This is a genomic window from Tardiphaga sp. 285_C5_N1_2, assembly GCF_052076065.1.
Taxonomy (GTDB): domain Bacteria; phylum Pseudomonadota; class Alphaproteobacteria; order Rhizobiales; family Xanthobacteraceae; genus Tardiphaga; species Tardiphaga robiniae.
Window position 1 is genome coordinate 4,453,710 of sequence record NZ_CP197241.1, and the last position, 13,122, is coordinate 4,466,831.

The 13,122-nt window shown below is 62.2% G+C and carries 14 protein-coding genes; 1 reads left to right on the plus strand and 13 read right to left on the minus strand.

Annotated features, from left to right (window positions below; genetic code table 11):
* Positions 1-34: 34 nt before the first annotated feature.
* The 6 genes from AB7951_RS21025 to ureC all read right to left on the minus strand — a co-directional run bounded on the left by AB7951_RS21025 (position 35) and on the right by ureC (position 6,413).
* Positions 35-1,684: an HWE histidine kinase domain-containing protein gene (locus tag AB7951_RS21025; protein ID WP_120288708.1), complete on the minus strand. Its 1,650-nt coding sequence runs from the start codon at positions 1,682-1,684 to the stop codon at positions 35-37.
* A gap of 258 nt (positions 1,685-1,942) precedes the next feature.
* Positions 1,943-2,572 (minus strand): urease accessory protein UreG, encoded by a 630-nt coding sequence (ureG, locus tag AB7951_RS21030; protein ID WP_068733948.1) that lies wholly within the window; start codon positions 2,570-2,572, stop codon positions 1,943-1,945.
* 192 nt (positions 2,573-2,764) lie between these two features.
* On the minus strand, positions 2,765-3,511 hold the full coding sequence (locus AB7951_RS21035; protein WP_439062433.1) for an urease accessory protein UreF: 747 nt from the start codon (positions 3,509-3,511) through the stop codon (positions 2,765-2,767).
* Positions 3,492-4,145, minus strand: coding sequence for an urease accessory protein UreE (locus tag AB7951_RS21040; RefSeq protein WP_439062432.1), 654 nt, complete (start codon positions 4,143-4,145; stop codon positions 3,492-3,494). The genes AB7951_RS21035 and AB7951_RS21040 overlap by 20 nt, the downstream gene beginning before the upstream one ends.
* Before the next feature lie 17 nt (positions 4,146-4,162).
* Entirely contained in the window at positions 4,163-4,462 is a 300-nt protein-coding gene (locus AB7951_RS21045; RefSeq protein WP_068733944.1) for a putative quinol monooxygenase, read from the minus strand.
* A 238-nt stretch (positions 4,463-4,700) separates the two neighbouring features.
* Positions 4,701-6,413: an urease subunit alpha gene (gene ureC, locus AB7951_RS21050; protein WP_068733942.1), complete on the minus strand. Its 1,713-nt coding sequence runs from the start codon at positions 6,411-6,413 to the stop codon at positions 4,701-4,703.
* Between the two features lie 192 nt (positions 6,414-6,605).
* On the opposite strand from ureC, the gene AB7951_RS21055 reads away from it, so the two are divergent.
* A complete protein-coding gene (locus tag AB7951_RS21055; RefSeq protein WP_439062431.1) occupies positions 6,606-6,935 on the plus strand; it encodes a hypothetical protein in 330 nt (109 codons plus the stop codon).
* A 4-nt stretch (positions 6,936-6,939) separates the two neighbouring features.
* Here the strand turns inward: AB7951_RS21055 and AB7951_RS21060 are convergent, their stop codons facing one another.
* The 7 genes from AB7951_RS21060 to urtB all read right to left on the minus strand — a co-directional run bounded on the left by AB7951_RS21060 (position 6,940) and on the right by urtB (position 13,021).
* A complete protein-coding gene (locus AB7951_RS21060; protein WP_231077862.1) occupies positions 6,940-7,245 on the minus strand; it encodes an urease subunit beta in 306 nt (101 codons plus the stop codon).
* 109 nt (positions 7,246-7,354) lie between these two features.
* Entirely contained in the window at positions 7,355-7,657 is a 303-nt protein-coding gene (locus AB7951_RS21065; protein ID WP_068733936.1) for an urease subunit gamma, read from the minus strand.
* Between the two features lie 19 nt (positions 7,658-7,676).
* The gene (locus AB7951_RS21070) at positions 7,677-8,531 is read right to left on the minus strand and encodes an urease accessory protein UreD (protein ID WP_439062430.1); all 855 of its coding nucleotides are present in this window, start codon (positions 8,529-8,531) and stop codon (positions 7,677-7,679) included.
* 24 nt (positions 8,532-8,555) lie between these two features.
* Positions 8,556-9,251, minus strand: coding sequence for an urea ABC transporter ATP-binding subunit UrtE (gene urtE / locus AB7951_RS21075; RefSeq protein WP_068733931.1), 696 nt, complete (start codon positions 9,249-9,251; stop codon positions 8,556-8,558).
* A 142-nt stretch (positions 9,252-9,393) separates the two neighbouring features.
* A complete protein-coding gene (gene urtD, locus AB7951_RS21080; RefSeq protein WP_439062429.1) occupies positions 9,394-10,242 on the minus strand; it encodes an urea ABC transporter ATP-binding protein UrtD in 849 nt (282 codons plus the stop codon).
* Positions 10,242-11,414, minus strand: a complete 1,173-nt coding sequence (gene urtC / locus AB7951_RS21085) for an urea ABC transporter permease subunit UrtC (protein ID WP_439062428.1) — start codon at positions 11,412-11,414, stop codon at positions 10,242-10,244. The genes urtD and urtC overlap by 1 nt, the downstream gene beginning before the upstream one ends.
* On the minus strand, positions 11,411-13,021 hold the full coding sequence (urtB, locus tag AB7951_RS21090) for an urea ABC transporter permease subunit UrtB (protein WP_441256040.1): 1,611 nt from the start codon (positions 13,019-13,021) through the stop codon (positions 11,411-11,413). Before urtB ends, urtC begins: the two co-directional genes overlap by 4 nt.
* Positions 13,022-13,122: the final 101 nt, after the last annotated feature.

Below are 13,122 nucleotides of genomic sequence, written 5' to 3' on the forward strand. Positions count from 1 at the left end.
CCGGCGGAAACGCCGGCTTTTTTGTTGGGGTCAATTATCTGATCGGCTTCGCCAGCGCTTCTGTCCGGTCGCGCTCGGTCATGTCGATTACCGTTTCGACGGGTGCCGTCAGTTCATAGACATAGGACACGTCGGTGAAGTAGCGCTTCGCCGTACCACCCAGCGCTTCCGGCGCCACGCGATCGAGCAGCACCAGACCGAAATCGCTGTCCGGGCGCCGCGTTGCTTCGCTGGTGTTGAACTCTTCCCAGCGGAAATTGAACAGCCCATCCGGCTCGCTGCCCGTAATCTCCCAATGCGCAACAATATGCGGATGCTTGCCCACCAGCGACAGGCCCTCGTCGGAATGCGAGGCCAGTTCAAAGAACAGCAGCGACAGGCTCTGCGCGGCGCGCGCGCTGACAATGATGTCCGGACCTTCCAGTGCGATACGGTCGGCATGCGGGATCGCACGCGCCTCGAACAGACCCTTGAGCTGCACGCCCTGCCACTGGCTCTCGCTCAGCAGCGACACGACATTCGACATCGCGTGAATACGACCGATCAGGAGATCTCGCGCGCTGTCCACGTCGGAGCCGTGACGCAACGTGCGTGTCACGATGGACTGGATCACCGCCAGAATGTTCTTCACGCGATGATTGAGCTCGTCGATGACGGCGGTCAGGCGACGTTCGAAGCCGATGCGGATCTCCACCTCGCGCCGCAGCCGCAGATTGGCGTAGGAGACATAGCCGAACAGCCCGCAAACGATGGCCGTCAGCGCGAGGCCGACCCCGCCGACGATGATCGCGATACGCTGCGCGCGCAGCTCGGTATTGATCTTCGGATAATAGCCTAGGGACCAGTCACGCCCGCCGAACGAAACCGTGCGCAGGACTGCCAGCGCAGGACCATTCGCCACCAGCGGGCGCGCCGTTACCCTGCCATCGTCGTCGGCGACGATTTCGCCATCAGCGACACGCGGATCTTTCAGTGCCACCGAGAACAATGACATCTCGTCATTGGCCAGCATCAACGGCCCAAGTTCATAGGAGAACGACACGAAGCCGGCCGGCGCGGGATCGCCTTCGGGCACAACTGGCGTCACCAGTACCAATCCCAGCGGTCCATCGGGCTGCTGCAGCGGCGTGGGGCTGGAGGCGACCGGCTTGCCCTCGTTCACGGCGCGCACCAGCGTTGGACCTGTGACGGGAGAGAAATTCAGGGCGCGACCGGCAAAGCCTTCGGTGACGGAATTGCGCGGCTCCACATCCATCAGCACGTCGAGCGGCTGCCCCAGCGCCCTGGCATCGAGGCGATCGTCGTTGTAACTGCGGATCGTAGGATTGCGGTAGCCAGCACTGGCCAGCTCCGCGCTGGCGGCCGCGAATTCGTTCGGCTGCAGGCGAGCGATCCAGGCGGCAATCGCGAAATCGGTCTTGAAGGCGTAGATCGAAGCCCGCAGCGGCTGCAGCATATTGGCCTTCATGACCGTCGGCGCACGAAACAGCCCGGCCGCGACGCGGGCCAGCAATTCGCGCTCGGTCAAACGCTCCTGCACCAGGCTGGCATGGATATCCACGGCCCGGCCCAGCGCGATATTCTCGATCGCCAGCTCCTGGTCATGCACGCGATAGGCCGCAAGGCCGGAGAGCAGAGCTCCGACCAGTGCCAGTAATGCGATGATGAAACCAAGCCGGACCACACGGATACTCGGGAAATTAGGACGTTGCTGCCGGGTCAGCGGCTCAGGAGTATGCCAATCATGCCGGAACAATTTGGTTCCAGCCCGATGGAAATTATTTCCGGACCGGACAAATCTTGAAAAACAGGCTTAACGCAATATCACACGACACATTGGCCGACGGGCATCGACCAGCCCGTCGTTATAGCCAACTCAATATGAACGCCTCAAGTCGAAGCCCGCTCGTGAGAACTACGACAGAGGCCTTATTCACAAGTCTCAGGCGACTGCCTTGGCCTTGAGGCCGCCCTTGCTCTCAATGAATGAGATAATCCGGTCGAGACCTTCCTGCGTCTTCATATTGGTCATCACGAAGGGCCTGACCCCGCGCATCCGTTTGGCGTCGACGTCCATCTTCTCAAGCGAAGCCCCGACATAGGGCGCAAGGTCGATCTTGTTGATCACCAGCAGGTCCGAGCGCGTGATGCCCGGCCCCCCCTTGGAGGGGATCTTGTCGCCAGCCGCAACGTCGATAACGTAGATAGTGATATCGGCCAGTTCCGGCGAAAAGGTCGCCGCGAGGTTGTCGCCGCCGGATTCGATCAGCACCATGTCGAGATCGGGAAACTTGACGCGCATGTCGGCAACGGCGGCGAGGTTCATCGAGGCGTCCTCGCGGATCGCGGTATGCGGACAGCCGCCGGTTTCAACGCCAGCAATGCGATCCGCTGTCAGCGAGCCCGAGCGCACCAGATATTCGGCGTCCCACTTCGTGTAGATGTCATTGGTAATCGCCGCGATGTCGTAGCGCTCGCGCATGGTCTTGCACAGCAGGTCCATCAGCGCGGTCTTACCGGAGCCGACGGGACCGCCAATGCCGACGCGGAGCGGACCGTGAAAACTGGACATGTCAGGGGTACTTTCGGTTGAGGATAAAGCGACGACCCTCATCCTGAGGAGCGGCGGCTTCGCCGCGTCTCGAAGGATGCGCCAAGCAACTCATGGTTCGAGACGCGCGCCAAACGGCCCGCTCCTCCAGCCTGAACGCGATTGCGTTCAGGCGACCATGAGGGGTCTGGTGTGTGATTTGAGTTAGAGCCGTCATGACCTGAACAGCCGCGTATACTGCGTCTCGTGACGCATGCTGGCGATATCAGAGCGAAATGTCGCGCCGCCGAGATCGTCGAGGGATGCGGCCATAGCGCGATGGCCTGTGGTCACGACGACGGGCTCCAGCGCTGCAAGTACGCGCTGGCTGTCGGTCTGACCGAGCGGCACCAGCCGCGCGCCAGCGGAAATCCAGTTCGAGACCACCGCGTGGAAAAAACCATGCATGGTTGCCGACAGCGGAACGCCATGGGCAGCGCTCACAAGTCCGACGGCAACGGGATAGACAATCGGGCTGTCGCATATCGCGATCAGCCGCTCCATATCCTCATGCGACCAGGCATTGCGCGCGATCTCGATGAAGGCCTTGCCTTGCGTGGTGGTCTCCAGCTGACGTTCCCTTGATGGCACGAAGGCGCTGGCGAGTTCGGCAACCTCGCGCAATGCCTTGTCGTCGCCGTCAGATGCCGCGCGGTGCACATGAGCGAGAAACACGCCATCGCAAAACCCTGCGCCATCGGACAGCATCGCCGACAACCAGTCCTGCAGGCTGGCAGCATCGGTGATGTCGCCCGCTTCCACCGCCCATTCGATTCCGCTGGAATAGGAAAACGCGCCGACAGGAAAAGCCGGCGACAGCCAGGTCATCAGCCGGTACAGCGCAGCGCCTTCGTCGGCAGACAAGGCTGGAGAGTCGCTCAGCGAACTATTGTCCGCCGGTCTATTTGTGGTCATGAGCATGAGAGTGACGATGATGATCGTGATTATCGTGATCGTGACCGCAATGCTCGTCATGGACATGCTGGTCATGGCCATGACCGGCATGACCGTGCGCGTCATGGCTGTGGCCATGGTGGTCGTGTCCATGATCGTCGTGACTGTGTCCATGATCGTGATGAGCATGATCATGATGACCGTGATGCCCATGTCCGGCCGGCTCATGCGCAGCGGCATAGGCGCCGCCTTCGGGATCGAACGGTGCCTCGATCTCGATCACCTTGGCGCCGAGGCCCTTCACCATCTCCTCGATGACATGGTCGCTGCGGATACGCAGCCCCTTGGCCATGATCTGCGTCGGCAGATGGCGGTTGCCGAGATGCCAGGCGAGCCGCACCAGATGGCCGGGATCGGTACCCCGGATTTCGATCAGCGGCTCCGGCGCTGCGACCACCTCGATCAGGCAGCCGTCTTCCAGCACCAAAGCGTCGCCGCCCCGCAGGGCGACGGCGTTTTCGAGATCGAGCAGGAATTCCAGTCCGCGCGTCCCCGTCATCGCCATGCGGCGACGATGACGATCGTCGAAATCGAGAACGACGGTATCTGCCGCCGCCTCTGTCCAGTTGTATTGGCCTTTGACCTCAGTCGCGCGGATCATGAACTCTCTCGTTTGGTTTAACGCACCACGACGTCAGCCGGGGTGATGATTTCGATCTTCGGAGGCGCGCTGAAGCATTTCACCGCGACGCGGCCGAAAGTCTTCATATGTTCCTGCGTCCGGTGCGGCACCAGCGCCTCGGCATTCTCCCATTGCTCGACGAACACCATGCGGGTCGGATCGGTGACGCTCTCGTGCAGATCATAGGCAATGTTACCCGCTTCCTTGCGGGTCTCGGCGATGCAAGCCTTGGCAGCTTCGATCAGTTCGGCACGGGCTTCGGGTTTCACGGACAAAGTGGCAACGACGTAGATCAAGAGGAGTCCTCCCGGTTTGTTGTTGTGGCTAAGGATGCCGGGACGGACATTAGGGGGGAATGCGAGGGGGAGGAAGGGGGCGCTTTCTTATCCCTCCCCCCTTGCGGGGAGGGTGGCCGCGCGTAGCGCGGTCGGGTGGGGGTGCCGCAAACTCCTGAGCGTGCGGAGACACCCCACCCCGGCCTATCGGCCGACCCGCTGCGCAGGAGGGAGGGAGACCGCAACCGTCGAGCGCACCTCAATACATAAAGTACCTCTGCGCCATCGGCAGGACTTCGGCCGGCTCGCAGGTCAAAAGTTCGCCATCCGCCCTCACCTCATAGGTCTCCGAATCCACCTCGATCTTCGGCGTCGCGCCGTTATGGATCATGCTCTTCTTCGAGATGCCGTCGCGGACATTTTCCACCGCATAGAGCGACTTCTGAATGCCGAGCTTCTTGGCGAGACCGCCGGCCACCGCCGCACCGGATGTGAACACCACCGACGACTGGGTCAGCGCGCGGCCGAAGGCGCCGAACATCGGCTGGTAGTGCACCGGCTGCGGCGTGGGAATGGACGCGTTCGGATCGCCCATTGGCGCCGCGACGATCGAGCCGCCCTTGATCACCAGATCCGGCTTGACGCCAAAGAACGCCGGCGACCACAGCACCAGATCCGCCATCTTGCCCTTCTCCACCGAGCCGATCAGCTTCGAGACACCATGGGCGATAGCGGGGTTGATCGTGTATTTCGCGATGTAGCGCTTGACGCGGAAATTGTCGTTGTTGCCCTTGTCTTCCTTCAGCGAGCCGCGCTGCTTCTTCATCTTGTCGGCGGTCTGCCACGTCCGGATGATGACTTCGCCGAGCCGGCCCATGGCCTGACTGTCCGACGACATCATCGAGAGCGCGCCGAGATCGTGCAGGATGTCTTCGGCGGCGATGGTCTCCTTGCGGATGCGGCTTTCGGCAAATGCCAGATCTTCCGCAATCGACGGATCGAGATGGTGGCACACCATCAGCATGTCCAGATGCTCATCGATGGTGTTGCGCGTGAATGGCCGTGTCGGATTGGTCGATGACGGCAGCACGTTCTTGAGGCCCGCGACCTTGATGATATCGGGCGCATGGCCACCGCCGGCACCTTCGGTATGGAAGGCGTGGATGGTGCGGCCCTTGAAGGCCTTGATGGTGTCCTCGACGAATCCAGACTCGTTCAGCGTGTCGGAGTGCAGCATCACCTGCACGTCGTAGTCGTCGGCGACGCTGAGGCAGTTGTCGATCGCGGCAGGCGTGGTGCCCCAGTCCTCGTGCAGCTTCAGCGCACAGGCGCCGGCATTGATCATTTCCACCAGCGGCGCGGGCTTCGAGGCATTGCCCTTGCCGGAGATGCCGAGATTGACCGGGAACGCATCGAAGGACTGGATCATCCGCGCGATGTGCCACGGACCGGGCGTACAGGTCGTCGCGAAGGTGCCGTGCGACGGGCCGGTGCCGCCCCCAAGCATCGAGGTGACACCCGACATCAGCGCGTGTTCGATCTGCTGCGGACAGATGAAATGGATATGGCTGTCGAAGCCGCCGGCGGTGAGGATTTTTCCTTCACCCGCGATGACATCGGTGCCGGGACCGACATTGATGGTCACGCCCGGCTGGATGTCGGGATTGCCGGCCTTGCCGATGGCGTGGACCATGCCGCCCTTGAGGGCGACGTCGGCCTTCACGATGCCCCAGTGATCGACGATCAGGACATTGGTGATGACCGTGTCGACGGCGCCCTGCGCGCGTGTCGCCTGCGACTGCCCCATGCCGTCGCGGATCACCTTGCCGCCGCCAAACTTCACCTCCTCGCCATAGATGGTGAAATCCTTCTCCACCTCGATGATCAGATCGGTGTCGGCGAGCCGTACGCGATCGCCGGTGGTCGGGCCGAACATGTCGGCATAGACGGAGCGTTTGATTTTCACGGGCATGAGATCAAGCCTTCCCAACGATGGAAGATGAGGAGAGTGGATTCGAACGCAGCGATGCCGCCGGGGACGCGGACATCCCGATCAGTGCGCAGCCTGCGCCTTCGTTCATTGACGGCGTGGCCCGCGACTTCCATAGCTTCGCGCACCCCAACGAGGCGCGCGGCGTCGGGATCTGAGACGGAGACCGATATCGTGAGATGGAAGAACGTCTATCCATTTGCTGCGGCATGCCTGCTGTTCGCGCTGACGTTCTGGCTATACCTGACCCGCGTCATGTGGCTCGGATTTCCGGACGGCTTCATTCCGGAACTGGACGCCGCTGAAGCGATCCTCGTCACCTGGTTCAACTGGTTCAGCATCGCTCTGGGCATCTGGTTCGTGATCCTCGGTATCCGATCGTTCCGTGACGATGTCGGACGTTGGTCATTGTACAGCTGTCTTCTGTTCGTATCGGTCGTCCTGATATCGCTGACCATCGATCGATATTTCCGCTCGTTCATGATGGACAGCGCCGGCGGCTAGGCGCTCAGAGCTTCCCCATCACATCGCCGCGGAAGCCGTAAACCGTGCGCTTGCCAGCGAGTTCGACCAGTTGCACGTCGCGGCTCTGGCCGGGTTCGAAACGCACCGCAGTGCCGGCGGCGATGTCGAGACGCATGCCGCGGGCTTTTTTGCGGTCGAATTTCAGCGCCGGATTGGTCTCGAAGAAATGATAGTGCGAGCCGACCTGGATCGGCCGATCGCCGGAATTTGCCACCGTCAGCGTGACGGTCTTGCGCCCGGCATTGAGCTCAATCTCGCCGTCCTGGATGAAGAGTTCGCCGGGGATCATGTGACCTCTCGATTTTCTCGGTGTCATGGCCGGGCTTGACCCGGCCATCCACGCCTTAGAGCGCTGAAGATGGATGCCCGGGTCAAGCCCGGGCATGACGGAGTTTGAACTAGCGGATCGGTTCGTGCACCGTGACGAGCTTCGTCCCGTCGGGGAATGTCGCTTCCACCTGAATGTCGTGGATCATCTCGGCGATGCCGTCCATGCATTGCGCGCGGGTGATGACCTCGGCGCCGGATTTCATCAGCTCGGCAACGGTGCGGCCGTCGCGCGCGCCCTCGACGATGAAATCGGAGATGATGGCGATGGCCTCGGGATGGTTGAGCTTGACGCCGCGCTCCAACCGGCGTCGCGCCACGATGGCGGCCATCGATATCAGCAGCTTGTCTTTTTCGCGGGGAGACAGGTTCATTGCAGGTCTCTGAATAAGTTTAGTTGAGCCACATGCGCGGCAGCATCGCGCCTGATCGTCCAAGCACCGCCATCATGTCGGTGCGCAGCTTCGCCGCATCTTGTGCACAGAAGCGGGCCATTGCAAAGCCGTTCCAGCAGGAGATACCAACTTCACCGCCAGCGCCATCCGTGGCTTCGCGTAGCCGCTCAATGAGCGCCTCGTCGCCCGGCACGATCAGCGCCGTGCCGATGGCCACCGCGCCATTGCCGATTGCCGGTCTGGCCAGTTTCGCGGCGATATCGCCATCCAGCCGCACGTTTTCCGCGAACACCAGCCTGCCACCGCGACGCAGGCGCCAGCGGTCGACGAAAGACCCCGTCTGCATCACCTCACCCATGGCCGCACGACCGAACACCACGATCTCGCAAAGCAAAAGCGTCGCGCGATCGGCCAGATCGATATCGATGCGCCTGATGGTGCGGGCCTGATCGAACAGGATGGTTTCCTGCGGCAGCCAGGACAGATGCGCGCCGGCTTCCGCCTTCAGCGCGATATTGATCTCGGCAGCGGGCCCATGAGAGCGATAGACCTTCTCGGCGGCGGCCGTGGTCACTGTCAGGCTGGTGCCCTCGCCGGCCGTGATATCGATATCGAAGCGGTCGCCGCCTGCCGCGCCGCCGGCGGTGTTGACGAACATCGCCGACAGGCCGTGATCTTCGGGAGACGGGAAGCGCACGCGCAGCGAGCCGGATTCATGCAACTGGCGGCGGCGGGTCTTGCCCTCCACCAGATGCACGTCGAACGTCACCGCGCCGCGGGCACGGTTGGCGGCAAAAATCGCCGAGGACGATGAGATCGCCGAGGACGACAGCGTGGTGTTGTCAGCCTGCATGCATTCTCCGGCTTTGAGCCCGCGCTACAGCGCCATCTGGCGGCTGATCTCGGCGGGATCAAGCGTCGAGCGGTCGCAGGTGTATTTCACCGCGCCGCGATCCATCACGGCGAAGTTGTCGCCGAGTTCGCAGGCAAAGTCGAGATACTGCTCCACGAGGACGATAGCGATATTGCCGAGCGAGCGCAGATAGGAAATCGCGCGGCCGATATCCTTGATGATCGAGGGCTGGATGCCTTCGGTCGGCTCATCCAGCAGCAGGAGCTTCGGTCGCATCACCAGCGCGCGGCCGATGGCGAGCTGCTGCTGCTGGCCGCCGGAGAGATCGCCGCCGCGCCGCCCCAGCATCGAATTCAGCACCGGAAACAGCGAGAACACGTCGTCGGGAATATTGCGGTCGGCGCGCTTCAGCGGCGCGTAGCCGGTCTTGAGGTTTTCTTCCACTGTGAGCAGCGGAAAGATCTCGCGGCCCTGCGGCACGAAGGAAATGCCGCGCCGCGCCCGCTCGAACGGCTTCAGCGTCGAGATGTCCTGGCCGTCGAAGGTAATGGAGCCTGATGAGATCGCCTGCTGGCCGACCATGGCGCGCAGCAGCGAGGTCTTGCCGACACCGTTGCGACCGAGCACGCAGGTGACCTTGCCGGGCTCCGCCGAAACGGTGACGCCGCGCAGCGCCTGGGCTGCACCGTAATAGAGGCTGATATTATCGACTTTCAGCATGGTGATGCCTCAGGCATTCGCGATTTTACTCCGTCATGGCCGGGCCTGTCCCGGCCATCCACGCCTTGGGTATTAGCAGAAAAGACGTGGATGCCCGGGACAAGCCCGGGCATGACGGCGTGTGTGGTGAAGCGCTGCATCATCACCGCCCCAGATACACTTCGACCACGCGGTCATTGGTCGACACCTGATCGATGGTGCCTTCGGCCAGCACCGTGCCTTCGTGCAGACAGGTCACCTTGACGCCGAGTTCGCGCACGAAAGTCATGTCGTGCTCGACCACCATGACGGTCTTGTTGTCGCGATTGATCGCTTTCAGCAATTCGGCGGTCTGATGCGTTTCCACATCGGTCATGCCGGCCACCGGCTCGTCCACCAGCAGCAGCTTCGGGTCCTGCGCCAGCAGCATGCCAATTTCGAGCCACTGCTTCTGGCCATGCGAGAGATTGCCGGCGAGCCGATCGCGCGAGTCCGTGAGGCGAATGGTCTCCAGCACCTTGTCGATGCGCTCGGCCTCGCCCCGGCTGCCGCGCCAGAACAGCGTGCCGCGCACGGAGTGATCGACATTCAGCGCCAGCAGCAGATTGTCGTAGATGGTCTGGCTCTCGAACACCGTCGGCTTCTGGAATTTACGACCGATGCCGAGCTCGGCGATCTTGGTTTCGTCCAGCAGCGTCAGGTCGTGAATGCCGTCGAAATAGACGTCGCCCTCGTCGGGCTTGGTCTTGCCGGTGATGATGTCCATCATCGTGGTCTTGCCGGCGCCGTTGGGGCCGATGATGGCGCGCATCTCGCCGGGCGCCAGCACCATCGACAGGTTGTTGATGGCATGGAAGCCATCGAACGAGACATGGACGCCGTCGAGATAGAGCTGTGCGGAGGTAATGCGCTTCTGCCGGGCTTCCGCCTCGCGTGCCGCGACCACTGGATCAATGATAGCGGGCGCGTGAGACGGCGGCGTTGCCGGGGCTGGCGTTTCAATCACGGTCATCACGCCTTCTCCGCCAGATGGGGTTTGGTGACGCCATCTTCCGCTGCGGCGCTATCGGCATTCGCGCTATTGCTGGCTTTGCGACTTTCCGACCATGCATTGAAGGTGCCGATGATGCCCTTGGGCAGCAGCAACGTCACGAGAATGAACAGCGCGCCGAGCATGAACAGCCAGTAGGGAGCAAGGGCGCCCGATGTGAACACCGTCTTGGCGTAGTTGACCACGACCGCGCCGAGCGCCGCACCGACCAGCGTGCCACGACCGCCGACCGCGACCCAGATGACTGCTTCAATCGAGTTCGCCGGGGCGAATTCACCGGGATTGATGATACCCACCTGCGGCACATAGAGCGCACCCGCAACGCCGGCCATGCAAGCCGACAGCGTAAACACGAACAGCTTGTAGGATTCGACACGGTAGCCCAAAAATCTTGTGCGGGATTCCGCGTCGCGTATGGCGATCAGCACCTTGCCGAGCTTCGAGGTGACGATGGCACGGCAGACGAGGAAGCCGATGATCAGCGCCAGACAGCTCAGCGCGAACAGCGCCGCACGCGTGCCGTCGGCCTGCACGTTGAATCCGAGGATGTCCTTGAAATCGGTCAGGCCGTTATTGCCGCCGAAGCCGAAATCGTTGCGGAAGAAGGCCAGCAGCAACGCATAGGTCATCGCCTGCGTGATGATCGACAGATACACGCCAGACACGCGCGAGCGGAAGGTGAGCCAGCCGAACACGAAAGCCAGGATGCCCGGCGCGATCAGCACCATCGCCGCGGCGAACCAGAACATGTCGAAGCCATACCAGTACCACGGCAGCGCCTTGTAGTTCAGGAATACCATGAAGTCCGGCAGGATCGGGTTGCCATAGACGCCGCGCGAGCCGATCTGGCGCATCAGATACATGCCCATGGCATAGCCGCCGAGCGCGAAGAAGGCGCCGTGACCGAGCGAGAGAATGCCGCAGTAGCCCCAGATCAGATCGATAGAGAGCGCGAGAATGGCGTAGCAGACATATTTGCCGAACAGCGCCATCAGATAGGTCGGCACCTGCAGCGGCGAGTCCGCCGGCAGCAAAAGGTTCGACAGCGGAATGAGAATGCCGACCGCGGCGACAATCAGCAGGAAGATCGTGGCGCTGCGGTCCAGCGTTCGGGTGAGGAAATGCGGCGTCATGCTTCGATCGCCCTGCCCTTGAGCGCGAACAGACCGCGCGGCCGTTTCTGAATGAACAGGATGATCAGCACCAGGATGGCAATCTTGCCAAGCACGGCGCCGGCGACCGGCTCCAGGAACTTGTTGGCGATGCCGAGCGAGAACGCACCGACCAGCGTGCCCCACAGATTCCCGACGCCGCCGAACACCACGACCATGAAACTGTCGATAATGTAGCTCTGGCCGAGATTGGGCGAGACGTTGTCGATTTGGGAGAGCGCCACGCCGGCAATGCCCGCAATGCCGGAGCCGAGACCGAAGGTCAGCGCATCCACGCGCGAGGTTGCGATGCCCATGGACGCGGCCATGCGGCGATTCTGGGTGACGGCGCGCATCTCGAGTCCGATCGAGGTGTAGCGCAGCATCGCCAGCAGGATCGCAAACACGGCAAGCGTGAAGCACAGGATCCAGAGCCGGTTGTAGGTGATCGTGAGCTGACCCAGCTCGAATGCGCCGGACATCCATGAGGGATTGCCGACCTCGCGATTGGTCGGGCCAAACATGGTGCGCACCGCCTGCTGCAGCACCAGCGACAGACCCCAGGTCGCCAGCAGCGTTTCCAGCGGACGGCCGTAGAGGAAACGGATGATGGTGCGCTCGATGACGATGCCGAGGAGACCAGCGACGATGAAGGCCAGCGGCACCGCCATCAGCAGCGAATAATCGAACAGGCCAGGATAGCTGGTGCGGATCACGTCCTGCACCACGAAGGTGACATAGGCGCCGATCATCACCATCTCGCCATGCGCCATGTTGATGACGCCCATCACGCCGAAGGTGATGGCGAGACCGATGGCGGCGAGCAGGAGAACCGAGCCGAGCGACAATCCATACCAGGCGTTCTGACCGATCGACCACAGTGTCTGCCGGCTGTTGATTGCCGTGACGGCGCTGGCCGCGCTGCGCGCAACGCCGATGGTCTGGTCGCCAGGCAGGCTGGTGAGCAGCGCCAGCGCGTCGTGATCGCCGCGCCCCTTGATGATCGCGATGGATTCGATCTTCTCGGCCTCGGTCGCATCTTCCTTGTAGAGCAGGATCGCAGCACGGGCCTCGGTGAAGGCCTGCTTGGCGGATTTGTTGGTTTCCTTTTCCAGCGCGGTCTCGATCACCGGCAGCATCGCGGTCTCGTGACTCTTGAACACCGATTGCGCCGAGGCGATGCGCTTGGCGGGATCCGGCGACATCAGCGTGAGGCCGCCAAGCGCGGATTCGATATTGCGGCGAAGACGATTGTTGAGGCGCACCGCGGCAGCGCTGGCCGGCACTTCTGCGACGGCCTCGCCGGTAGCGGCGTCAGTCACCTTCCCGTCCGCGCCGGTGAGATAAACCTTCTTGCTGTCGGGATCGGCCGAGAGCCGGCCTTCCTGCAGCGCGGTGATCACAGCGAAAGCCTGCGGATGGCCCGAGGTGGCGATGATGCCCACGGCTTCGTCGCTGTCGGAGAAATCGTCATTGGCGAATTTGGCGACGGCATCCTCGAAAGGACCCGCGAGGGCCGGAATGGCGGTCGCGACGATCAGCAGAAATGCAACAGCGATCGCGCGGAAACGATAAAGGAGATCAGTCACTGGAAAACCCCGGCCGAAGAAAAAAGAGAAGGCGACGGATTCACCGCCTTCTCCAGTTTTGGGAGTCTCGAGAGTCGATAGACACGAAACCATCAACCGTC